The sequence below is a fragment of the Streptomyces sp. NPDC050658 genome, from assembly GCF_044457025.1.
Taxonomy (GTDB): domain Bacteria; phylum Actinomycetota; class Actinomycetes; order Streptomycetales; family Streptomycetaceae; genus Streptomyces.
Map to the genome: position 1 here is coordinate 66,233 of NZ_JBITGM010000002.1, position 23,088 is coordinate 89,320.

21 protein-coding genes are annotated in these 23,088 nt (G+C 70.6%); 9 read left to right on the forward strand and 12 right to left on the reverse strand.

Going from position 1 to position 23,088, the window contains the following annotated elements:
- The first annotated feature begins 24 nt into the window (after positions 1-24).
- Complete coding sequence (locus tag ACIBKX_RS07290; protein ID WP_363270914.1) at positions 25-747, forward strand: FadR/GntR family transcriptional regulator; 723 nt, start codon at positions 25-27, stop codon at positions 745-747.
- 122 nt (positions 748-869) lie between these two features.
- Positions 870-1,256, forward strand: coding sequence for a hypothetical protein (locus ACIBKX_RS07295; protein WP_363270915.1), 387 nt, complete (start codon positions 870-872; stop codon positions 1,254-1,256).
- Positions 1,257-1,311: 55 nt separating this feature from the next.
- Here ACIBKX_RS07295 and ACIBKX_RS07300 read toward each other — a convergent pair whose 3' ends face one another.
- Positions 1,312-1,920: a TetR/AcrR family transcriptional regulator gene (locus ACIBKX_RS07300; protein WP_363270916.1), complete on the reverse strand. Its 609-nt coding sequence runs from the start codon at positions 1,918-1,920 to the stop codon at positions 1,312-1,314.
- A gap of 129 nt (positions 1,921-2,049) precedes the next feature.
- On the opposite strand from ACIBKX_RS07300, the gene ACIBKX_RS07305 reads away from it, so the two are divergent.
- Together ACIBKX_RS07305 and ACIBKX_RS07310 are read left to right on the forward strand one after the other, a co-directional pair.
- Positions 2,050-2,475 carry a nuclear transport factor 2 family protein gene (locus ACIBKX_RS07305; RefSeq protein WP_363270917.1) on the forward strand — a complete coding sequence of 142 codons (426 nt, stop codon included), beginning with the start codon at positions 2,050-2,052 and terminating at the stop codon, positions 2,473-2,475.
- Entirely contained in the window at positions 2,472-2,699 is a 228-nt protein-coding gene (locus ACIBKX_RS07310; protein ID WP_363270918.1) for a heavy-metal-associated domain-containing protein, read from the forward strand. Before ACIBKX_RS07305 ends, ACIBKX_RS07310 begins: the two co-directional genes overlap by 4 nt.
- 85 nt (positions 2,700-2,784) lie before the next feature.
- Here the strand turns inward: ACIBKX_RS07310 and ACIBKX_RS07315 are convergent, their stop codons facing one another.
- The 5 genes from ACIBKX_RS07315 to ACIBKX_RS07335 form a co-directional block, all read right to left on the reverse strand.
- Positions 2,785-5,808: a glycoside hydrolase family 38 C-terminal domain-containing protein gene (locus ACIBKX_RS07315; protein ID WP_363270919.1), complete on the reverse strand. Its 3,024-nt coding sequence runs from the start codon at positions 5,806-5,808 to the stop codon at positions 2,785-2,787.
- Between the two features lie 274 nt (positions 5,809-6,082).
- Positions 6,083-7,333 carry a glycosyl hydrolase gene (locus tag ACIBKX_RS07320; protein WP_363270920.1) on the reverse strand — a complete coding sequence of 417 codons (1,251 nt, stop codon included), beginning with the start codon at positions 7,331-7,333 and terminating at the stop codon, positions 6,083-6,085.
- Between the two features lie 94 nt (positions 7,334-7,427).
- Entirely contained in the window at positions 7,428-8,249 is an 822-nt protein-coding gene (locus ACIBKX_RS07325) for a carbohydrate ABC transporter permease (protein ID WP_363271167.1), read from the reverse strand.
- A gap of 107 nt (positions 8,250-8,356) precedes the next feature.
- Positions 8,357-9,283 carry a sugar ABC transporter permease gene (locus ACIBKX_RS07330; RefSeq protein WP_363270921.1) on the reverse strand — a complete coding sequence of 309 codons (927 nt, stop codon included), beginning with the start codon at positions 9,281-9,283 and terminating at the stop codon, positions 8,357-8,359.
- Positions 9,284-9,303: 20 nt separating this feature from the next.
- Positions 9,304-10,611, reverse strand: a complete 1,308-nt coding sequence (locus ACIBKX_RS07335; protein WP_363270922.1) for an extracellular solute-binding protein — start codon at positions 10,609-10,611, stop codon at positions 9,304-9,306.
- A gap of 261 nt (positions 10,612-10,872) precedes the next feature.
- Here ACIBKX_RS07335 and ACIBKX_RS07340 point away from each other — a divergent pair, with 261 nt between their 5' ends.
- A complete protein-coding gene (locus tag ACIBKX_RS07340; protein ID WP_363270923.1) occupies positions 10,873-11,886 on the forward strand; it encodes a LacI family DNA-binding transcriptional regulator in 1,014 nt (337 codons plus the stop codon).
- A gap of 51 nt (positions 11,887-11,937) precedes the next feature.
- Entirely contained in the window at positions 11,938-12,201 is a 264-nt protein-coding gene (locus ACIBKX_RS07345; RefSeq protein WP_363270924.1) for a hypothetical protein, read from the forward strand.
- A gap of 237 nt (positions 12,202-12,438) precedes the next feature.
- Here ACIBKX_RS07345 and ACIBKX_RS07350 read toward each other — a convergent pair whose 3' ends face one another.
- The 3 genes from ACIBKX_RS07350 to ACIBKX_RS07360 all read right to left on the reverse strand — a co-directional run bounded on the left by ACIBKX_RS07350 (position 12,439) and on the right by ACIBKX_RS07360 (position 16,628).
- Positions 12,439-12,837: a DUF4440 domain-containing protein gene (locus ACIBKX_RS07350; RefSeq protein WP_363270925.1), complete on the reverse strand. Its 399-nt coding sequence runs from the start codon at positions 12,835-12,837 to the stop codon at positions 12,439-12,441.
- A 140-nt stretch (positions 12,838-12,977) separates the two neighbouring features.
- Positions 12,978-14,609, reverse strand: coding sequence for an alpha-L-fucosidase (locus ACIBKX_RS07355; protein WP_363270926.1), 1,632 nt, complete (start codon positions 14,607-14,609; stop codon positions 12,978-12,980).
- A gap of 108 nt (positions 14,610-14,717) precedes the next feature.
- Positions 14,718-16,628 (reverse strand): family 20 glycosylhydrolase, encoded by a 1,911-nt coding sequence (locus ACIBKX_RS07360; protein WP_363270927.1) that lies wholly within the window; start codon positions 16,626-16,628, stop codon positions 14,718-14,720.
- Positions 16,629-16,845: 217 nt separating this feature from the next.
- On the opposite strand from ACIBKX_RS07360, the gene ACIBKX_RS07365 reads away from it, so the two are divergent.
- Both ACIBKX_RS07365 and ACIBKX_RS07370 read left to right on the forward strand, forming a co-directional pair.
- The gene (locus ACIBKX_RS07365; protein WP_363270928.1) at positions 16,846-17,868 is read left to right on the forward strand and encodes a matrixin family metalloprotease; all 1,023 of its coding nucleotides are present in this window, start codon (positions 16,846-16,848) and stop codon (positions 17,866-17,868) included.
- 235 nt (positions 17,869-18,103) lie between these two features.
- Complete coding sequence (locus tag ACIBKX_RS07370) at positions 18,104-18,625, forward strand: hypothetical protein (protein ID WP_399375676.1); 522 nt, start codon at positions 18,104-18,106, stop codon at positions 18,623-18,625.
- 79 nt (positions 18,626-18,704) lie between these two features.
- Here the strand turns inward: ACIBKX_RS07370 and ACIBKX_RS07375 are convergent, their stop codons facing one another.
- Entirely contained in the window at positions 18,705-18,878 is a 174-nt protein-coding gene (locus ACIBKX_RS07375) for a hypothetical protein (protein ID WP_167828876.1), read from the reverse strand.
- A 316-nt stretch (positions 18,879-19,194) separates the two neighbouring features.
- Between ACIBKX_RS07375 and ACIBKX_RS07380 the strand changes: the two genes are divergently transcribed.
- Positions 19,195-20,022 carry an SDR family oxidoreductase gene (locus tag ACIBKX_RS07380; protein ID WP_363270930.1) on the forward strand — a complete coding sequence of 276 codons (828 nt, stop codon included), beginning with the start codon at positions 19,195-19,197 and terminating at the stop codon, positions 20,020-20,022.
- Positions 20,023-20,055: 33 nt separating this feature from the next.
- On the opposite strand, the gene ACIBKX_RS07385 is transcribed toward ACIBKX_RS07380, so the two are convergent.
- Positions 20,056-21,570: an SDR family NAD(P)-dependent oxidoreductase gene (locus ACIBKX_RS07385; protein WP_363270931.1), complete on the reverse strand. Its 1,515-nt coding sequence runs from the start codon at positions 21,568-21,570 to the stop codon at positions 20,056-20,058.
- A 69-nt stretch (positions 21,571-21,639) separates the two neighbouring features.
- Complete coding sequence (locus ACIBKX_RS07390; protein WP_363270932.1) at positions 21,640-23,022, reverse strand: wax ester/triacylglycerol synthase family O-acyltransferase; 1,383 nt, start codon at positions 23,020-23,022, stop codon at positions 21,640-21,642.
- Positions 23,023-23,088 lie beyond the last annotated feature (66 nt).

A 23,088-nucleotide genomic window follows, 5' to 3' on the forward strand; every position in this document is an offset into this window, starting at 1 on the left:
ACCGTCCAGTGGAGGAGCGTTTACGTGGACCAGTCAGACCAGTCGGGCCAGTCCGCCGCCCCACAGAAGGGCACCGTGACGCAGCGGGCCATCGAGCAGATCAAGGCGATGATCGGCGAGGGCCGCCTCGAACCGGGGCAACGGCTGCCCACGGAACGGGACTTGGCGGCTCAGCTGGGCATCTCGCGCAGTTCGATGCGGGAGGCGATCCGGGCACTGACGGTGCTCGGGGTCCTGGAGGCCCGGCACGGTTCGGGCATCTATGTCACACAGCTGGAGGCCGGCGATCTCCTGGAGACGTTCGGCGTCGTCGCCGATCTGTCGCGCGGACCGCGCCTGGTGGAGCTGCTGGCCGTGCGCAGGGTCCTGGAGTCCACGGCGACGGCGCTGGCGGCGGCACGCATCTCGGCCGACCAACTGGCCGATGTGGAGAAGCACTTGGAGGCGATGAACGCCACGGACGACCCGGAGGAGATCCTCTCCCACGATCTCGCCTTCCACCGCGCGATCGCCTTCGCGGCGGGCAACGACACGATGGCCGCGATCCTGGAGGGCCTCTCGTCGCGGACGTTCCGCGCCAGGGTGTGGCGGGGCTATCAGGAGGAGGGCGCGTTCGAGCGGACGCGCCGCGAGCATGCCCGGATCCATCGCGCGCTGGTCGACCGCGACCCCGAGGCGGCACGGGCCGCGGCGGCGGCGCACGTCGGCGAGGTGGAGTCGTGGCTGCGGGCCCAGCTCGACGCGTAGTGGACCGGTCCCGGCGCGGAGGGCGTACGCCCGCGTAACCGATGATCTTGCCCGGCGTTGGTCCGCCGGGAGCCCCGCACCGCGCCGCGGGGCCGGACATCAGGATCGAGGGTCACTCCACCATGCAGCACATCACGAAGAAGATCGGCGCGGTCGTCGGCGCCGTGGCCGCGGCGCTCGGCTGCGTCATCGCCGCCGGGCCGTCGGCGGTGGCCGACGGTAAGTGGTGCAACCACTCCGTCTGCATCGAGACGTACGACTCGGGAACGTATCTGGGCCGGGTGGAGGTGTCGGTCACCAACACCAACCAGCCGAACCGGATCAGCGCCCGTGTGTGGACCACGAACGGCTGGAGCGCCAACACGAAGGTGGAGGACGTCGAAGCGTTCCGCACCTACCGCGACCAGGCCTACCCCCAGCGGCACTTCCCGGCGGGCACCCGGCTCTGCGCGGAGGGCTTCCGGGGCGGCGACAGCGTAGGCCTGCCCTGCGTGACCATCACCGACTGACCTCGCGGGCCACGAGCAACCGCCACCGACTGACGTCGCAGGCCACCCGCAACCGTCACCGACCGGCCGCGTCGGTCACGCCGAGCACCCTCAGCAGGCTGGTCCGGAGCACTCCGGCAGCCTGCGCCTCGGTCATCCGGCCGGCCTCGACCTCCCCGGCCGCCGCGTGGGCGAGCCCGATGGTGACGGTCACCAGCCAGTCGGGCGCGAGCAGCGCGTCGAACTCCCCCGCCGCCTGCCCGCGCCGGATCACCCTGCCGAGCCGCTCGGCGACCGGAGCATGACGTTCCGCGTCGTCCGCGTCATGCGCTGAGGCGACGGGCAGCGAACCGATCGTCCGCAGCAGCGAGGGATACCGTCCGACACTGCGGGCACTCGCCTCAAGCAGCCCGAACAGCGCGTCCACGGCGGACCCCGCGTCGAGATCCACCGCGTCCATCTCCGTGACGGCCTCCTCGGTCAGCCGGTCGAGCACGGCCGCCAACAGCCGCTCCCGCGAGGGGAAATGGGCGTACACCGTCTGCCGCGTCACGCCCGCGGCCGTCGCGACCGCCTCGACACTCGCCTCGGGGCGGTCGTTCAGGAGCGGGAGCGCCGCGTCCAGGATGGCCGCCCTGCTGCGCCGGGCGTCGGCGCGCCGGCGTGGGGCCTGCGACGGGGTCATCTCTTACACCTTGTCAAATTTTTCGGCCGGCACATATCTTACAGCGTGTAAGAGATAATCACAGAAGTCAGCAGAGACCAGTAGAGGTCAGCAGAAACCAGCAGCGGTCGACGGCAGGACGGGAGCACGATGAGCACTGCGAGCGCCACGAGCACGAAGAATCCCCGGAACCCCTTCGGTGCCGACCCCAAGGCTTTCATCGCCGGCTTCATCATGTCGTTCCACGAGGAACTCATCGGCGGCGAAGGGGACTTGGAGCCCGTCTTCGACCGCTTCCACACCCCGGACATCGTCCAGACCGCCGACGGCCACCGCATGGACCGCGAGAAGCTGCTCGCGCACACCCGCCCCGTACGCAAGACCAAGCCGGGCAACCGCGTGGAGGTCCACGAGGCGCAGACCGACGGCGACCGGCTCGCCGCGCGCTACACGATGCACGTCGAGACCCGGAAGAAGTCCCTGGCCATCGAGGTGTACTTCTTCGGCCGGTTCGCCGAGGACGGCCGGATGCGGCAGTCCCACATGCTCACCCGCACGCTGGAGGAGCCGTCATGACCGAGAGCGTTCCCATGACCGAGACCGTGTACGGCGTGGTCGGCATGGCCTGCGGGCACTGCGCGGACTTCGTCACCGACGAGCTGCAGCTGGTCGACGGTGTCACCGCCATGACGGTCGACGTCGACGGCGGCACCGTCACGGTCGGCAGCGACCGGAACCTCGACATCGCAAAGGTGCGCGCCGCGGTGGAGGAGGCGGGCTACGAGCTGGCTGAGCAGTAGTCATGGTCCGGTAGTCGTGGTCCGGTAGTCGTGGCGCGCCGGTCGCCGGACGAGTGCTTGCGCCCGTCCGGCGACCGAACCGCTCCTACGCCCGTGTCAGCCGCAGCGTCATCAGCTGGAAGGGCCTCAGCGCGACCGTCGTCGCGTCGCCCGCCCGCTTCGGGGCGGGCGCATCGGTCAGCTCCCGCTCCAGCAGATCCGTCTCCGTGACCGAGCCGACCTCGAAGCCCGCCGTCAGCGTGGCCCGCGCCCGGCCGCCGCGCGACTCGTGGAAACGGACGACCACGTCACCACTGCCGTCGTCCGCCAGCTTGACCGCCGTGACGACGACCGCGTCGTTGTCGACGGTCACCAGCGGAGCCACCTCCGCGCCGCCGGACACCTTCCGCTCGGGCAGGTTGATCCGGTATCCCTCGCGCACGGCGTCGCCGATCGCCGCCCCCGGCACCAGCGCGTGCCGGAAGCGGTGCACGCCCTGGTCGGTCTCGGGGTCGGGGAAGCGCGGGGCGCGCAGCAGCGAGACGCGCACGGTCGTGGTCGTCCCCGCGTCGTCGGCCCGGACCGTGCGGGTCACGTCATGGCCGTACGTCGAGTCGTTGACGAGGGCGACGCCCCAGCCCGGCTCCTCGATGTGCACGAAGCGGTGGTTGCAGGCCTCGAACTTGGCGGCCTCCCAGCTGGTGTTGGTGTGCGTGGCGCGGTAGAAGTGGCCGAACTGGGTCTCCGACGCGTACCGCTCCGCGTGGATGTCCAGCGGGAACGCGAGCTTGAGGAACTTCTCCGTCTCGTGCCAGTCGACCTCGGTGTCGATGTCGAGCCGCATGGCGCCGGGGGCGAGCGACAGGACCTGGGTGAGGCGCGAGCCGCCGAAGGAGCGCACGACACGGACCGACGCGCCGTCGTCGCCGGGCGCGACCTCGTCCGCCTCGGTGAGGTCGGTGACGGTGTTGCGGTAGAACTCGTCGACGTCCCACGCGTCCCACATGTTCGGGAAGTCCGCGTGGAGCTGCGGCAGGTTCGCCGTCCGGCCGGGTGCGACGGTCTCCCGGTCGGCCGCGATGTCGTACGCAGATACGACGAGACCGCGGGCGTCGATCTCGACCCGCAGCAGACCGTTGTCCAGGACATAGCCGCCGTCGGCCCGTGAGGCGATGGCCGACTGGCCGTCGATGACGGCCGGCCGCGCGCCGCCCGCCGGGACGCCGTCGCGGGTGTGGGGCGCGGAGTTGAAGAGCAGGGTCCCCGCCCCCTCGCTCCCCGCGAGCGCGCGCTGGGCGGCGTCGATGATGCCGTTCAGCTCGTCGGCGACCGCCGCGTAGGTCGCGCGCGCCTCCCTGTGCACCCAGGCGATGGACGAGCCGGGCAGGATGTCGTGGAACTGGTGGAGCAGGACCGTCTTCCAGATCCGGTCCAACTCCTCGTAGGGGTACGAGAATTCAGCCGACCGTACGGCCGCCGTGGCCGCCCACAGCTCCGCCTCGCGCAGCAGGTGCTCGCTGCGGCGGTTGCCCTGCTTGGTGCCGGCCTGGCTGGTGAGCGTCGCGCGGTGCAGTTCGAGGTAGAGCTCGCCGACCCAGACGGGCGGGTTCGGGTACTCGGCCTCGGCCTTCGCGAAGAACTTCTCCGGCGTCTCCCACTCGACGGTCGCCGAGCCTTCCAGGTCCCGCAGGCGCGCGGCCTTCGCGATCATCTCGCGGGTGGTGCCGCCGCCTCCGTCGCCCCAGCCGGTGGGCGCGAGGGAGTGCCGGGCGACGCCCTTGTCCTTGAAGTTCTTTGCCGCGTGGGCGATTTCGCTGCCCTTCATGGAGCAGTTGTACGTGTCGACGGGCGGGAAGTGCGTGAAGATCCGCGTGCCGTCGATGCCCTCCCAGTTGAAGGTGTGGTGCGGGAAGCGGTTGGTCTGCGACCACGAGATCTTCTGTGTGAGCAGCCACTTCGAACCGGCCGCCTTGATGATCTGCGGCAGACCGGCGGCGAACCCGAAGGTGTCGGGCAGCCACGCCTCGTCGTTCTCGACGCCGAACTCGTCGAGGAAAAACCGCTTGCCGTGCACGAACTGACGGGCCATCGCCTCGGAGCCCGGCATGTTCGTGTCCGACTCGACCCACATGCCGCCCGCGGGCACGAACCGTCCCTCGGCGACGGCCTTCTTGACCTTCGCCCACACCTCGGGGCGGTGCTCCTTCACCCAGGCCCACTGCTGCGCCTGGGACATGGCGAACACGAAGTCCGGCTCGTCCTCGATGAGCGCGGTCATGTTGGACGTCGTACGGGCGACCTTGCGCACCGTCTCGCGCAGCGGCCACAGCCACGCGGAGTCGATGTGCGCGTGGCCGACGGCGCTGATGCGGTGGGCCGAGGGCTCGGCGGGGGTGCTCAGCACCTCTTCGAGTTCGGCGCGGGCGGCGGCCGCCGTGCCGTTCACGTCCTGGAGGTCGACGGCGTCGAGGGCGCGGCCGATGGCCCGGACGAGGGCGTAGCGGCGGGCGGAGTCGGTCGGCAGTTCCTGCATGAGCTCGCCGAGCACTTCGAGGTCGACGACGAGCTGCCACACCGTCTCGTCGAAGACGGCGAGGTCCATGCGGGCGAGGGTGTACTGCGGCTCGGTGCCGGCGGTCTCCTTGTCGCCCAACTGCGTGGGCAGGAAGGGGTGGTAGTCGAGGATGACGGGGTTGGACGCGGCCTCGACGTGCAGCCGGACGTCTTCGCCGCCGGTGGCGGGGGCGGCGATCCTCACCCACTGGTTGCGGGGGTTGAGGCCCTTCACCGGGGTGCCGTCGGGGCGGTAGACGAGGCCTTCGCACTGGAAGCCGGGCATGTTCTCGTCGAAGCCGAGATCGAGGATGGCCTCGACGGTCTTCCCCGCCCATTCTTCCGGGACGGTGCCGGTGACGCGGAACCAGCTCGTGGACCAGGGGGCGCCCCAGCGGACGCCTGCCTTGGTCGGTTCGGGGGTCGCGGCGAGTCCTTCGGCGACGGGTACGGGTTCGCCGGGGGCGGTCCAGACGGCTATGTCCAGCGGGACGGACTGGGGGTAGACCGCGGGGCGGATGCGTTCGTCGAGGACGCGCTTGAGGCGGGCTTCGATGAGGGTGCGGTCGTCATGCATGAGAGGTCTCCTAGGGGCTTCTTCTGCGCCGGTCGAGTGGGGGTTGCGGTGGGCGAGTTCTCTTCCCCAAGCCCGCCCCTTCCCGGCTGTGACATTTTGCGGCTCCGCCGCGTGGGGGCTCCGCCCCAGACCCCGCTCCTCAAACGCCGGAGGGGCTGGGCATTCAGCCCGTACGGCGTTTGAAGACGGGCCCGAGGGCGATCGACCGAGCGCCGGGCGGCGGAGCCGCACTCTTCGGGAAGGGGCGGGATCGGGGAAGAGAAAGCGTCTTGACCTAGCTGACCTCCCCCGGCCGCACGACCTCCGTGATGCCCCGCGCGGCGAGATGCGCCGCATCCCCCGCCCGGCTCGCCAGCACCGCTGTCGGCCGTACCCCCTCCCCCGCCAGACGGGCGAACGCCTCGAACACCGCACCCCCCGGAGCGCACTGAGACCGCCGCGACGTGGCGTCGTCGACCACCACAGCCGTGCCCCGCGGCGCGGGCGCGTACTCCCGCCCCCGCCACTCCTTCGCGATGCGGGCGATCGCCGCGCCCGCCGGCTTGACCTCACCTGCATTGGTCAACAGACCGAGGCTGTACTCCAGTTCAGGGAAGTCCGCCAGCGTCCGGGACACGTCGTGGGAGCACCACCACGTCACGCCCCACACATCCGCACAGTCCAGCGCCGCCGCCACCGTCGCCTCGGTGAACCCCGCCGCGTGCTCCGCGGGAATCAGCGGCGCCGGCGCGCCCACCTCCTGGAGCCACACCGGCCGGTGCGGATCGTCCGCCCACGCCTTGGACAGCTCGATCATGTACGCCGCGTGCTGCGCCGTCGCCACCCCGTCCCGACCGTGCCGCTGCGCCGTCCCGTTGAACACCCAGGAGTGGACGGCCGTCGCACCGCCGAGCCGCGCGGCCTGCGCCGGGGTGAAGGGCTGGTCGTCCTGGTACCAGGCGGCGTCGTACTCGGCGTGCAGATGCAGCTTGCCGGGCGCGCCCTCCTCACAGGCGGCGAGCACCCGCCGCAGCCACTCCCCCGCCTGCTCCTCGGTGATCCGGTCGGGATCGGGGTGCGGGCCCGCCGAGAACTGGTTGACCTCGTTGCCGATCGTCATGCCGATGAAGTTCGGCCGGTCGGCGAGCGCGGCGGCCAGCGTGCGCAGATACTCGGCCTGTCCGGCCACGACGTCCGGGTCGGTGAAGATGTTGCGGCGGTGCCAGGTCTGCGTCCAGGCGGGCAGGAAGTCGAAGCTCGACAGATGTCCCTGGAGGCCGTCGACGTTGACGTCGAGTCCGCGCTCGGCGGCGGCGTCCGCGAGGGCGACCAGCTGCTCGACGGCGCGCGGCCGGATCAGGGTGCGGTTGGGCTGGAAGTACGGCCAGATGGGGAAGACCCGGATGTGGTCGAGGCCGAGCGCGGCGATGGAGTCGAGGTCGGCGCGCACGGCGTCGAGGTCGAAGTCGAGCCAGTGGTGGAACCACCCTTGGCTCGGCGTGTAGTTGGCGCCGAAGCGCACCACGTCGGAAGGCGTGCGAGGCATACGAGTCCTGGTTCTCGTGGGTGCGGGGGATGTTCTTCGGTACGACGGGCGGCGAGCGGTGAGCGCCCGTCCGCCACAGGTCTCGGTCTCGGCCTCAGCCCTTGACCGCCCCCTCGCCCACCCCGCGGAAGAAGTACCGCTGCAGACAGGCGAAGAGCACGATCAGCGGGAGCACGGCGATGACCGTGCCCGCCGCGACGAGCCGTTCGTCGTTGGCGAAGGTGCCGTGCAGATAGTTCAGGCCGATGGTGAGGGTGAACCGGTCGGGGTCGCTCAGCACGATCAGCGGCCAGAGGAAGTCGTCCCAGGCGCCCATGAAGGCGAAGATCGCCACGACGGCGAGCGTGCCCTTGACCGCGGGCAGGGCGATCCGCAGGAACCGCTGCCACACGTTCGCGCCGTCGACGTACGCCGCCTCCTCGATCTCGTACGGCAGATTGAGGAAGGCGTTGCGCATCAGCAGCACGTTGAGCGCGGAGACACAGCCGGGCAGCAGTACGCCGATGAGGGTGTTGTTCAGGCCGAGGTCCCGCATGGTCGTGAACTGGGCGATGATGATGCCCTCGACGGGCACCAGCATGGCGAGGATGAAGACGAGCGTGGCGACCTTGCGGCCCCGGTAGCGCAGGCGGGCCAGCGCGTAGCCGGCGAGCGTGGCGCCCACGCAGTTGGTCACCACGTTGGCGGTGGCCACCTTCAGGGAGTTGAGGGCGTAGTCCCAGACGGGGATGGTCTCGGCGACGCGCTCGTAGTTGTGCAGGGTCGGTTCGGACGGCAGGAACTTCGGCGGTGAGCTGAAGATGTCCTCGTGCGGCCCCTTCAGGGACGTGGAGAGCTGCCAGAGGAACGGGCCGATCATCAGGGCGAGTACGCCGAGCAGGAGGGCGTAGCGCAGGACGATCTCCCATACGGGCATCCGGCGGCCGTTCTCGTCGGTGACGCGCCGCCGCTTCTTCCGCGGCCTGCCCCCGGCAGCCTTCTCCTGCTGCCTGGAGTCGCTCTTGCGTACGTCGGTGGCGGTGCTCACGCGTCCTCCTTCCGGTCCGCCCGCAGCACGAGCAGCATCAGCGTGACGGTGACGACGAAGACGACGACGGAGATGGCCGAGGCGTAGCCGACGCGGCCGGTGAGGCCGGTGCCGACGCGCTGCACCAGCATGACGAGGGTGGTGTCCTCGCCGGCCGGGCCACCGTTGGGCCCTGCCATCAGATAGACCTCGGAGAAGACCTTGAACGCGGCCACCGACGACAGCGCTGCGACGAGCACCATGGTGGAGCGCACGGCGGGGACGGTGACGGTGAAGAAGCGGCGCACCGCTCCGGCGCCGTCCACCGCCGCGGCTTCATGGAGTTCGCGCGGCACGTTGGCGAGCGCGGCCAGATAAATGATCATGTAGTAGCCGAGGCCCTTCCAGACCGTGACTGCCATGGCGCTGAACAGCAGCAGCCACTGGTCGCTGAGGAAGCCGACCTTGCCGACGCCCACGGCCTCAAGCACCGCGTTGACCAGGCCCCGTTCGTCCAGCATCCACACCCAGATCAGGCCCACCACGACGATGGAGGCGACCACCGGGGTGTAGAAGGCGGACCGGAAGAAGGTGATGCCGGGGACGTGTTTCTGGACGAGCATCGCGAGCAGCAGGGGCAGCAGCACGAGCGCGGGGACGACCCCGACGACGTACAGAGTGCTGTTGCGCAGACCGGTCCAGAACATCTCGTCGTGCAGCAGTTCACGGAAGTTGTCCAGTCCGACGTACTCCCCGGGGATCAGGGTGCGCTTGTCGGTGAAGGAATTGATGATCGTGCTGACGAACGGATAGAGGATGAAGATCCCCACGACCGCGAGTCCGGGCGCCGCGAACAGCCAGGGGCTGGAGGGCAGTTGGCGACGTATGGTGCGGCCACGGGAGGGGCCCGGTCGGGGCGGCGCGGCGGCGCTGGAGCTTTTCATGGTGGCGGTCCCGGATCGTCTCAGCTCTGCTTCAGCAGCCGGTCACAGTTCTTGACAGCGTTGTCAAGCGCTTCTTTGGGGCTCTCCTTGCCCTGCAGGGCCTTGCCCACGCTGTTGCGCAGCTCGATCTTCATCTGCTCGCTGAAGAGCACGGGCGTGTAATTGACCGCGGTCTTGACGGACTTGGCGGCGGCGATCCGTACGCGCGTGTCGTCCGTCCCGTCCTCCTTGGTGAAGTACGGGTCGTCGAGCGAGCCCTTGGTGCTCGGGAAGATCGCGACCTTCTTCGCGAAGGACATCTGGTGCTGGGCGTCCGTCACATAGTGCGCGAAGGCCACGGCGGCGGGCGTCTGCTTGGTGCGGGTGTTCACCATGACACCCATCACGTACATGTTGTCCTTGCCGGTGTTGCTGATCATCGGCGTGATCCCGATGTTCTTGTAGAGGCTCGGCGCCTCCTTCTTGAACTTGCCGAGATCCAGGGCGCTTCCGGGGTTCATGGCGACGGCCTCGGTGAGGAACTTCTTGCCCGTCGACTCCGGCGTGGCGTTCAGCGCCTGCCCGTCCAGCGCCTTCGCGTCGTACAACTTCTTGTACTTCGTGAGGAGTTCGACGCCCTTGGGGCCGTTGAAGGTGAACCTCGTGCCGTCCTTGTCCATCAGCGGGACGCCGTAGCGCCCGAAGTCCTCGATGGTCGGGATGTTGGCGAGGGTGGCGGTCTTTCGGTTGCTCTTCTTCGACAACTGCAGCGCGTCGTCGAAGAGTTCGTCGTACGTCGTCGGCGGCTTGTCGGCGTCGAGGCCGGCCTCCTTGAAGAGCCGCTTGTTGTAGAAGAGCGGCCCGGTGTTGAGGTACCAGGGGAAGGCGTACGTCCCTTCCATGCCCGGTATCTGGTGGCTCTTCCACGCGCCGGGCAGATACTCCTTCTCGTACTTCCCGGCGGCCTTGTCGAGGTCGAGGGCGAGTCCGGCCTTGGCCAGCGGGGCCACCAGGTCGGGCGAGACATTGACGACGTCGGGGAGGGTGCCGGCCGCCGCGTCGGCGCTGATCTTGTCGGCGTAGCCCTCGCCGGGCTGGTCGATCCAGTTCACCTTCGTGCCGGGGTACTTCTCCTCGAAGCCGTCGACGACTCCTTCGAAGTACGACTTGAAGTTGGCCTTCAGGTTCCAGGTCTGGAAGGTGATCTCGCCCTCGATCTTGCCGGAGGCGTCGTTGGACCCGCCGCCGTCCCCGCCGTCACCGCAGGCGCTCAGCGGCAGGAGCACGGCGACGGCGGCGGCAGCGGCGACTGCCCTTCGGGGGATGCGGGGGTGTCGGGAGATGCGCACGGTGAAACGGCTCCTTTGCTCGGCCCAGCGTGAGGCAGACCTTGCATGGAACGCGGACACAAAGTCAATGGATGCCGACGGATTCGCCGGAAAATCGCCTCAGCGGTCATCAACTATGCAGGTCAGAGAGGTCTGTTGAAGTTCTTGCGGCGATCGACTAATGCGCTTTAGAGTGGGCGGGCTCAAGCGCATTAGTATGCGCGCAACGGGAAAGGGGCAACACGGGTGCAAGGCAAGCGGTCCCCGGCACGCCGGCCGACCATGAAGGACATCGCGCGCCGCGCCGGAGTCTCCGAGAGCGCCGTCTCCTTCGCGCTCAACGACCGGCCCGGAGTCTCCGACGTCACCCGCGACCGTGTCCGCAGAGTCGCCGAACAGCTGGGCTGGCGGCCGAGCACGGCGGCGCGCGCCCTGTCCGGCGAGGGCTCGGCGACGGTGGGCCTGGTCGTCGCCCGGCCCGCCGGGACGCTCGGCGTCGACTCCTTCTTCCTGCAGCTGATCTCGGGCATCCAGGAGGTCCTCGCCGAGCGCCATCTCGGTCTGCTCTTCCAGGTGGTGGAGGACGTGGCCGCCGAGTGCGCGGTGTACCGGCGGTGGTGGGCGGAGCACCGGGTGGACGGCGTCCTGGTCGTGGACCCGCGCACGGACGACCCGCGCCCCGCGCTCCTCGACGAGCTGGGCCTGCCGGCCGTGGTGGCCGGCGGCGCACCGGATCCGGGCGCGGACCATCCGGGGCTCTCCACGGTCTGGGCGGACGACGCGGGGGCGATGGCCTCCGTCGTGGACCATCTGCATGGCCTCGGCCACCGGCGCATCGTGCACATCGCGGGGCTGCCGGGCCTGGCCCACACGGAGCGCCGCATCCGCACGCTGCGGGCCGAGGCCGGGCGGCGCGAGATGACCGAGGTCCGCTCGGTGACCACGGACTACTCCGACGCGGAAGGCGCGGCGGTGACTCGCCGGGTCCTCGGCGCCCCGTCACCGCCGACGGCCCTCGTGTACGACAACGACGTGATGGCGGTGGCCGGGGTCGCCGCGGCGTCCTCCCTGGGTTTCAGCGTGCCGGGAGACGTGTCGGTGGTCGCGTGGGAGGACTCGGCGCTGTGCCGGATGGTGCACCCCTGGCTGACCGCGCTCTCCCGCGACACGGTGTCCTTCGGCCGGACGGCCGCGCGGGAGCTGCTCGCTCTCCTCGACGGCGGCCCGGCCGCCACGGTCCAGGTTCCGCTGCCGCGGCTGATCGAGCGGGAGAGCACGGGACGGCTCGGCGGCTGAGCGGCCCTCGCGCCGGGCCGCGTCGTCGGATCCCGCCAGTACGCTCCCGGCGTGGCTGACATCCACGAACTCTCGGTCGCCCTCGACCTGCGCGACGACCTCTCCGACGAGGAGATCGCCGAGCTCCGCCGGCATCTGGGCCCCGGTCCGCGGCCGGAGCGGCTGACCATGGTGCGGGAGTTCCCGGTCGTCGGCGAGAACGAGGCGGGCGAACTCGTCACGGAGGACGAGCCGATGCCGCCCCTCGGCCGGCAGGGCACGGCATGGAAGGCGGGCGGGGCGCTCACCTCCGTCCTGGTCCGCGGCGAGCGGTGAGGCTGGGCGCTGATGGCCCGGCAGGAGATCCACCCGGACGACTGCGGCCTCGTGGGCGAACTCCTCGACTGGCCGGCGGGGAAGGCGGTCGACCGCCACCAGCGATAAGGCGGCGTCGGCCCGGCCGGTGTCCTCGTCGGATGGACCAGGTTCCACGAGGAGGACCGGCCGGAGCCGCTGATGGTCCGCGACGGCAAGGTCGCCCGGCAGTAGGCGGCAGCCCGACCGCCCCTCCGGTCAGGCCTTGTCGTGCCAGGAGAACGCGGCGATCCGCCAGCCCTCCGGCGTACGCACGAACTGGAAGGTCTTCGACCCGCCGCCCTCGAACGCCGCGCCGTCCAGGACGCCGGACTTGGCGTACGTACCGAACCGCGAGGCGATGTCGCCCTCGATCTCGGTCCGTTCGGACGTCTCCCACTCGGAGAACTCGACGAGCCGGCCGTCCTTCAGGAGCCGCTCGCGGGGCTCGATGAACTCCTCGACCGTGTAGGCCCTGAAGTCCGGCCCGGTCACGACGATCACAGCCCCGGGCAGCATCAGCCGGCGGAGGCGGGCGACGTCGGCAGCCCTGCCGCCCCGGTTGTCGAAGGCACCGAAGAACTCCGCGGTCAGGGTGTCTATCTCATGCTTGGACATGGCGGGACGGTAACACCGGGCGCCGTGGCGGGCGGGGGCCGCAGCCCTTGCGACCGTCCGCACGGACGGGACCGCAGCCCCCGCGACCGTCCCCACAGGCGGGGCCGCACCCATGCGCGCGGCCCCGCCCGACCACCGCCCTACACCCGCGACCGATACAGCCCGAACTCCGCGAGCGCCACCGCGTTCCGTGACCCCGTCACCCGCAGCCGCCACTCCCGCGCCCGCACCGGCGCGGCCAGCGTCAGCACCCGGCTCGCGCCGACCGTGGCGACCTCGGTCACCAGGGTCCAGCCCGCGCCGGACACCCGCGCCTCGATCACCGCGTGCTCCAGCTGCTGGCCCCGGCGGATGTCCTCGCCGAGCCGGATCCGGTCGACCTCCCGCTCACCGCCGAGGTCGACGGTGAGCGTCCCGCGCGAGGCGGCCGGGCACTCCCAGGCCGTGTCCGGATCGCCGTCGACCGCGTTCGAGGCACGGCGGCCGTCACCCCGCGCCCGTGCTCCCCGCGCGAGGTCCTCGGGCAGTTCGCGCCCGATCCGCTCGCGGAACTCCCGCAGCCGGGCCACGTCGGCGTCGGGCAGCAGACCCCGCTTGTCCGGCGGGACGTTGAGCAACAGCACCGAGTTGCGGCCCACCGAGCGGAACCAGATGTCCGTCAACTGCTCGACGGACTTGGGCTGTTGGTCCTCGTGGTAGAACCAGCCGGGCCTGATCGACACATCGCACTCCGCGGGCCACCACTGCACGTACTGGGCGACCGCCCGCGCCTCGGCGAGCGCGTCCCTGCTGCCCTGGTCGGGTGCGTCGTACTTCAGCGCGTAGTCGATGCTGCCGTTGCCCGAGTCCTTGACCGGGACGACGCTCCACTCGTCCTCTCGCGCGAGCCCGCCCTCGTTGCCGACCCACCGCACATCGGGTCCGCGTACGGCCATCGTGGCGTCCGGAGCGAGCGCGCGGATCAGCGTGTACCAGCTGTCCCAGTCGTACGTCTCCACCTTGTCCGGCGGGATGCGCCCCTGGGCGCCGTCGAACCAGACCTCGTCGACGGGACCGTACTCGGTGAGGACTTCGTAGAGCTGGTTGAGCATGTGCGCGCCGTAGTCCGTGGCATCGAGGGTGAAGGAGCGGAGGTCGTCGCCCGCCCGGTCGTCGTCGGCCGTCAGGGTGGGGATGGTGCGGGGCGCCCGCTTGCTGCCGTTGGCGTAGACGCCGTCGAGGTACTGGTTCTCGTCGGCGGGCGAGATGTAGACGCCCACCTTGATGCCGTACCGGCGCAGCGAGTCGGCGAAGGAGCGCAGCACGTCGCCCTTGCCGCCCTGCCAACTGCTGCCGACCACACTGTGCCTGGTGTACCGGGAGGGGTAGAGCACAAAGCCGTCGTGGTGCTTGACGGTGAGGATGGCGAGCTTGAATCCGCCGTCGCGCAGGGCCCGTGCCCACTGGTCGGTGTCGAGGGCCGACGGCTGGAAGACGTTCGGGTCCTCGTCTCCCGTGCCCCATTCGAGGCCGGTGAAGGTGTTGACCCCGAAGTGCAGGAACGCGGTCTGTTCCAGTCGCTGCCAGGCGATCTGACGTTCCGTCGGACGGACGCGGGAGGCCTTGGCGACGACTTCGTCCGGGGAGTCGGCGGTGCTGATCGGGATGCGGTACGGCGGTTCGCCGCCGGCCGGGCGGGCTGCGGCGAAGGCGGTCGGCACGAGCGAGGCGCTCGACGCGGCGGCGGCCGTGGTGACGGCGGCGGCCATGAAGGTGCGTCTGCTGACGGTCATGGAGGTACGGGTCTCCCTCGGGGCTCAGGGCTCAGGGCTCGGGGCTCGGTGGTCGGTGACCGGTGTTTGGTGGTCGGTGACCGGCGATCGGTCCGACGTCACGTCGGTTCAGGAGGCGGTCAACGTCCAGGCGGTGGGAGCCTGTTGGTCGTCGGGGTACTGGAGCAGCCGTCCGTCGTCGGTGACGTGCACGCTCATCCGAGTGATGGCGTTGGTGAGCCGGTGGCCGCCCGCGCTCCCGGCGAGCTGCCACCGCTGCAGCGTGTTCGCCGCGTCGCAGGTCTCCTGGGTGACGGCGGTACCGGGCTGCAGTGGCACGTTGAGGGTGAGCTTGCCGCTGCGGGTCTCCAGGCACTTGCCGGTCGCCGCGGACTTGAGGGTGACGTAGCCGTCGGCGGTGCGCTTGATCTCGTACGCGACGGGCTCGGCGTGTCCCTCGGTGTCGCGCAGGGTGTACGTCCCGTCGGCCACCGGCGGCCGTGTCAGGTCACGCCATCCGGGCGCGTGCCCCACGGCGTCGGCGCGGGCGGTGAACTCGGCGTACGTCGGGTCGGGGTGCGCGGCGCCCCAGGTGACCTGGGCGATATGGCTGAGCGGCCGGGCCATGGCGGTCGCGACCTCGTTCTCGGTCTCGCCCCGGCCGTTGTCGGGCCACAGGCTGATCTTCGCGCCGGTGATGCCGTCCCGCGAGGCGAGCTTCTCGCCCTCGAAGCTGCGCGGATCCCATGACTGGTCGTACAGCGCCCTGGTGTCGGTGTGGAATCCGCCGCGTACGAGATAGAGGGAGTACGCCGCGTTCTGCAAGGGATAACCCTGGGCTATGAGTTGACTCGGTTTGGTCCGCACGTCCAGCCAGTGCTCGACCGTGGTCCCGGCGGCGACGGGGACGGTGTTCGCTCCGGTCAGTCCGTCGTTCCAGATGCGCAGCCGCTTGCCCTTGCCGGCCGCGTAGGCGTGCACGCGGTTGATGAAGTCCACGAAGGCGTCCTGCGGCGTCGCGTGCTCGCCGTACTTTTTCTTCGCGTACTCCAGGATGTGCGGGTACTTGGCGAAGTCGGAGCCGAGCATGTACTCGTCGGCGCCCATGTGCCAGGACTCGGCGGGGAAGACCTGGGCGTACTCGTCGACGAGGCTCGTGTAGTACGCGAACGCCTCGTCCTTGGTGACGTCGAGGCGGGACGGCTGCGGCTTCCCGTCGGAGTCGGTGAGCTGGAGGTCGGGGCGGTTCTCCAGCCAGGGGTCCATGTGCCCGGGCGAGTTGATCTCCGGGACGATCGTGACGTGGTACTTCTCGCCGAGTGCGACGAGGCGGCGGATCTCGCTCTTGGTGTAGTAGCCCCAGCTGTTGGCCTCGGGGTGCCTGTCGCTCTTGACCTTCAGTTCGAGGAGCAGCTGGTTCTGCTTGTTGTACGCCATGTCGCGTACGAGGTTCTCCAGCCAGGGCGTCGATACGTGGATGTAGCAGGCGCAGACGCCGACGCCGCGTTCCTTGTAGCGGGGCACGTCGACGGTGCGGCCGGCCGGCACACGGTCGCCCTGCGCGAGGAGTTGGAGCAGGGTGCGGGTCCCGTAGAAGGCGCCGGCCTCGGTCCGGCCGGTGATCTCCAGGCGTTCCCCGGCACGCAGTTCGTACCCCTCGCCGCCGAGCCGCTGCCGCGCGGGGTCGACGTCGATCACGATGTCTCCGTCGCGCGGGGCCCCGTCGGCGACCGGCACCCGTCCCTCACCGGCGGCACGCAGATCGTCCGCGAGGGTGCGGGCGACGTCGCGGGCGGCCTTCCCGTGGGCGACCAGGCGGGTGTCCGTACCGAAGCGGTAACTCCCCTCCCCCGGCGTCCAGTCGGTGAGGGCGGGGACGGTGCGGGGCGGGCCCACGGCGGCGGACGACGGCGCGTGGGCGGCGGCCGGGACAGGTGCGGCGAGCAGCAGCAGGGCGACGGCGACACCCGACAGCCGTCTTCGGCCTGGACGCGGGCGGGAACGGGAACGGGGCGCGAAGGTCGAGCGCGATTCGGTCATGACATCCGATGATTCAAGCGCCCTCTGAGAGTGTCAATGCATCGCACACGGCCGGGACTTGGACATTCGCGCGAACCCGTCGGATGAATTCCGAAGCCCTACCAACACGACGCACCCGGATCCAGACATTCCCCGTGATGAACCGGTTTATGGCTCGACGCCCGCTCATGAGAAATGCTTTCCTGACATGGACACGTCACGCACTTCAGGGGGATGCATGCGCAGCAGAACCAGGACGATGGCCATAACCACGGTCGCGCTCGCCGGGCTTCTCGGTGGCCTGTCCACCGGATCGTCACAGGCGGCACAGAACCCGTCGGATGCGAAGAAGTCGCCGCTGTCCGCGTACTGTGCCGGCGACAGCGACCGCGCCGTCCCGGTGTCGGTCATCGGCAGGACGGTCTCGCTCGCGGACTGCGATCTGCGCGGCCGGCTCATCAAGGTGGGGGACCTCGGCGTCCGTGTGCCCACGCAGGAGAACAAGGGCGTCACCTACTCGGTGCAGCTGGGCGAGAACGCCGCGCAGGACCAGCCGGTGAGCATCAGCGTCCGCCGCCACGACGGCAAGGTGACGACCACCGTGCGGCGCGCCGACGACGCGGCGCCGAGCGCCAAGGCCGCGCCCGCCAAGTGCGACGACGGCGAGTACTCGTTCAACAACGACGGCGACAGCTGGGACGACGACCCCATGGAGTGGCGCTTCAACCAGGGGTCGGTGCCCGGCTATCTCGACGGGAACACCATCAGGAACGAGGTCACCGAGTCGGCCGACAACGTCGACTTCGGCCGCAACAGCTGCGGTCTCGCCGAGGACCTCGACTCCGACGACGCGGTGTACGAGGGCACGACGGACGAGGGCACCGACATCGGCCTCGACACCTGTGACGACGACGACGGCGACAACGTCGTCGGATTCGGTGACCGGCGCCAGGGCGTCCTGGCCTCGACCTGCACGTACGAGTCCTGGTGGTTCGGCTGGTACATCGACGAGGCCGACATCGAGATCAACGACAACCCGAGCGAGGCCCCGTTCCTGCGGGCCGGCAACACCTGCCTCAGCGAGTACTACCTGGAGGCCACGATGACCCACGAGTTCGGCCACGCCTTCGGCCTCGGCCATGTCCCGAGCGGCCACGAGAACCTGACGATGGCCCCGACGGCGGACGTCTGCAGCAACGCCAAGAGCTACTTGGGCAAGGGCGACTACAACGGCCTGCACGAGCTTGAGGTGACGGACTGAATCCCCGCCCGACCGTGCCCCCGCCGAACCATGGCGGGGGCACCGCCTGCTGCCGTAGCCTCGAATTCCCGGCGGCACAGAAGGGTGTACGGCGGTGTCAAAGGAATTCGGGAGGATCCGGTACAACTCTCCGGAGAATCCCAGGAAGACTGAAGTGCCCTCCATCACGGAGAGGCTGACGGACAGCCCCGCCTTGTTCTTGAGGCGGCAGGTCGGTGATCGCGCCCGAGACCTCATGGACTCCATCCACACCGCCGAGAAATACGCGGGAGATCCGGAACAGCAGCGCGGCCGCATCGACGAGGTCATCCGGAATGTCGAGCGCGTCGTCGCGGCCATGACGGGGAAGAAGTTCGCGGCAATCGACATCCTGGCTCCCCGCGAGCTCCGTGGCCCCCGCGACGACGCGGAACTGCTGGCAGCGGCGCGGGAACTGGCCGTCGAGCTGCGCTCCAAGAACTGGAGCGACAAGGCGCTCCGGGCGGCGGCGGGCGGAGCAGATCACATCGGCGAGGCGGCCACGGCCGCGCCCGGGGAACAGGCGATCTCCCTCATCCTCGAATTGGCCCCGCACTTGGCCGATGAGAAATCCCTGGCACTGGCTGATGCCGCCGGAGTGCTCGATCCCTCGGGGTTCGAGGTCATCGGCGCGGTGGCCACCATGGCCAGTGATGCGCTGCGCGGCATGAATGACGAGAAGCTGCGAAGGTGCGTGAACAGAGCCACAGCGGCGGCGCGGCCCGCCGATCCGCGCTGAACGCCGCGTGCCCACGCCGCCGTGAACGCCGCGTGCCCCCCACCAGGAACGGCGGGGGGCACGCGGCGAAGCAGTCGGATCAGTCGATGCCGGGGAGGATGTGCGGCTCCGCGAGGTCGTCCTCGTAGCCGGCCAGGCGGATCGGGGCCGCCTTCGCCCACGAGTCGAGGTTGCTCAGCTTGCGTGGCCTGCCGGCCCGCTCGCCGCCTCGTTCCGCCGGTCGCTTTTCCTGCTTCGTCAGATCTGGGGTCACCGCGCACTCCTTTGTGTCGCGTAACGGAAGGACAGGGCTGTTCGGTCAGTTCGGTCGCGGTGGCGCCGGTTCTTTGGCGGGACCGCGGCCCTGGTGGCGAGCCTGTCCCGGGGCGGCTTGGGGGAGCTTGTAGATCCCTTGCGGCCGTCCGTTCGCCCCAGATTAACCAAATGAGCGGGCCCGCGCTCGATGGGTGCCGCCGAAGGGGTGGATTTCAGACAGTTGGTCAGGGTGTGGGAGTGGCCATGCGCGCTCGGAACTCCCTGCCGGAGTCCGGGCCATGGGCCTTTCCCGGACTTCGTGGGACCGTACGCCGATGACGACTCGGGCGGCGAAGGACGGCGCGGTGGCTCTGACGACCGGGGCCTCACGGGGAATCGGGCTCGCGGTCGCGCGTGCCCTCGCCGAGTCGGGGCACCGCCTCGTGGTCACCGCCCGTGACAGGGCAGCGCTGCGGGCGGCCGTGACGGAGCTGCGCCGCGAAGGCGCCGAGGTCGTCGGGCTCGCGGGCGACGTCGCCGACCCCGCTCACGCGCGGGCCTGCGTGGCCCTGGCGACAAGGGAGTTCGGGCGGCTCGACGTCCTGGTGAACAACGCCGCGACCAATGCCCCTTACGGCGCGCTGATGGACGTGGACCTCACCACCTGGCGCACCGCCTTCGCCCTGAACGTCGAGGCCGCGCTCCGCCTGACCCAGCTCGCCTGGCACTCCTGGATGGGCGGGCACGGCGGACGTGTCGTGAACGTCTGCTCGGAGGGCGCCGCCCACGTGGGGCCCAACGTCGGCGCGTACGGCACGAGCAAGGCGGCGCTGCTGCACCTGACCGCACAGCTGGCGGGCGAACTGGCGCCGTCGGTCCGCGTCAACTCCGTGTCACCCGGTCTCATTCGTACCGAAATGGCCCGCTTCGTCTGGGACGGCGCCGAGGAGCGCCTCGCCGAGAGCCTGCCGCTCGGCCGCATCGGCGAACCGGAGGACGTGGCGCGCGCCGTGGCCTGGCTCGTGTCGGACGCGGCCGAATGGGTGACGGGGGCGGACCTGCTGGTGGACGGCGGGACGAGGGTACGGGCCGCGTCGTCCGGCGCCGCCACCGCCTCGTACGCCGTGCATGAGCGGCTGCGCGCGGCGCCCGGCGAGGCCTGAGGGCATCAGGCCTCGCCCCTCACCGCTGACGCACTACCACTTACCCGGCGCGTAGTCCTTCAGGAAGACGCCGAACATGTCCTCACCCGCCTCGCCGCGCACGATCGGGTCGTAGACGCGGGCCGCTCCGTCGACCAGGTCGAGCGGGGCGTGGAAGCCCTCCTCGGCGAGGCGCAGCTTGTCGTAGTGGGGGCGTTCGTCGGTGATCCAGCCGGTGTCGATGGACGTCATCAGGATGCCGTCGGTCTGGAACATCTCCTGGGCGCTGGTCCGCGTCACCATGTTCATCGCGGCCTTGGCGGCATTCGTGTTCGGGTGGCCCGCGCCCTTGTAGCCGCGGCCGAAGACGCCCTCCATCGCGGAGACGTTCACGACGTACGCCCGGCCGCTGCCCGCCTTCTTCGCCGCGTCGGCCATCGCCGCGCGCAGCGCGCTGATCAGGATGAACGGCGAGGTGTAGTTGCACAGCTGGGTCTCGAGCAGCTCCACCGGGGAGATCTGCTCGATGGTCTGCACCCAGGTGTTGGACTCGACGACGTCCGGGACCAGGCCGCCCGCGTCGATGGCGGTGCCGTCCAGGTGCCGGGCGACGCTGGCGTTGCCCGCGACGAGCGCGAGGTCGGCGACCTTCTGCGCGTCCAGGCCACTGATGCCGACGGGCAGCGCGGCCAGGCCGTCCACCGCCCCGGAGTTGAAGGCGCCGATCACGGAATGCGCGGGCAGCTCACCGGCGGGCAGCGGCGCGCCCTCTCCGTCGACCAGTGCGGCGTACGCGGAGGGCAGCCGGCGCACGGTCTGCGTCGCGTTGTTGATCAGGATGTCCAGCGGCCCGGCCTCGGTGACCCGCTCGGCGAGGGCCACGGCCTGCGCCGGGTCGCGGAGGTCTATGCCGACGACCTCCAGGCGGTGCAGCCAGTCCGCCGAGTCGTCCATCGCCTTGAAGCGGCGGATGGCGTCCTTGGGGAAGCGCGTCGTGATGGTGGTGTGCGCGCCGTCACGGAGCAGCCGCAGCGCGATGTACATGCCGATCTTGGCCCGGCCGCCGGTGAGCAGCGCGCGCTTGCCGGTGAGGTCGGCGCGGGCGTCGCGCTTGGACCGGTTCAGGCGGGCGCAGTCCGGACAGAGCTGGTGGTAGAAGTAGTCGACTTCCACGTACCGGGTCTTGCAGGTGTAGCAGGAGCGCGGGCGCTGGAGTATCCCCGCGATCCGCCCCTCCTCGGTCTGCGAGGAGGGCAGCAGGCCCTCGGTCTCGTCGTCGATGCGCTCGGCGGAGCCCGTCGCGGTGGCCTCGGTGACCGCCTTGTCGTGGGCGGTCTTGGCGGCCCTGCGCTCCTGGCGGCGGCGCTGCTTCACGGTCCGGTAGATGCCGGCCGTGGCGCGGCGCACCGCGATGGCGTCGGGGTGGTCGACGTCCAGCTGGTCCAGCTCGTCGAGCACGCTGAGGCAGACGGCGAGACGGTCGGGGTCGATGCCGGGGCCGTACGTGCCGGCCTCACCGGCCGGATCGGCCGAACCGGCAGCCTCCAGGCTGTCCTCTGTCACCGTCATCGCCGCTGTCCTCGCGTCACTCGGTTCGCGGCCGTCAGGGTGACCGCGATAGCTCCAAAGAAGACAACTTTACGTAGCGGCGGCCCCCTCTACCAAACTCGTGCCCTCGGCGCACGCCGTGACGAGCCCGGCGATCTCCTCCCGGACACTCTCCGCGAGAAGGTCCAGGTCGGGCACGGCGGCCGCGTCCGCGACGAGACCGAAGTGCACGCCTCCCCGGTACGTCGACACGGCCACCGCGAGCGCCTGCCCCCGGGCAAGCGGGGCGAAGGGGTACACGGCGGTGAGCGGGCAGCCGCCGAGCCGCAGCCCGAGGCTGGGCAGCGGGACGCTGGTGACCAGGACGTCGAAGAGCAGCCGGGCGGCCTGTGCGACGACCGGGCCTCCGATGCGGTGCCCCAGCGGCGGCACGTGGTCGGCGAGCAGGGCGACCGCGCCCGCGCCGCGGTTCGGGCCCGCGTCCTTGTTGCGGTCCATCGCGGCGCGCACGCTCCGCAGCCGGGCCAGCGGGTCCGGTTCGCTCACCGGCAGCCGGACCAGATACCCGGAGAGCCGGTTGCCCGGCGGCTGTGCGCCGCGCGGCCTGCGCCGGGAGACGGGGACGAGGGCGCGCGGCTCGACGCCCTCGCTGCCGTCGCCCCGCTCGTCGAGCCAGCGGCGCAGGGCTCCGGCGACCACCGCGATCAGTACGTCGTTGACGGTGCCACCGGTGGTCTTGCGGACGCGGTGCACGTCGTCGAGGTCGAGCAGCACCCCCGCGGTGCGGCGGGTGCCGGTGGCCTCGGAGGTGAGCGCGTCCGACGAGCGCACATCCAGCGTGGCGCGGGCGACGGAGGTGCCGATGTCCAGGGCCTGCCCGACGTCGGAGACGGTGTCGCGGACCAGGCCGGGCAGCTTGCGCGGGTCGGGCAGCCAGGACCAGCGGGAGGGGGCGGGGGCTTCGGGGAGCGGCCGCGCGGCGGGCAGCTCGGTGGGGTCCATGACCGCCGCCGCGAGCATCAGGGCCCGCAGCCCGTCGGCGAGCGCGTGGTGGAACTTGAAGAGGACGGCGAACGACGTGCCGTCCCGCCCCGGCAGCACATGCGCCTCCCACGGCGGCCTGCCGCGCTCCAGGGGGCGCTGCATCAGGGCGCCGGCGGCGGCGTGGAAGTCCGCCGTGGGCGGGGCGAGGGTGACGTGGTCCAGCGGGTCGAAGCCGGGCGCGACCGCGCGGACGGCCCCGCCGACCGGCAGCCAGACGGACCGTATGCGCAGCCGCAGGCCGGGCACCGCGGCCGCGCGGGACGCGAGGAGCCGGGCGGCGCGCTCGGCCGCGCCGGGTGCATCGGCCGCGAAGACGCCGAGGGCTCCCAGGTGCATGGGGTGTTCGGCGGTCTCTATGTTCCAGAAGGCGAGGTCGAGGGGTGCGAGCAGGTCGGAGGAGGTCTCAGCTGTCCGAGTCGTCGTCGTCACGTGTCTGCTCTCGCGTCGGAGGCGGTGCGGGGGGTGGTGTGTGGTGGAGCGAGCAGTCAATCGCCG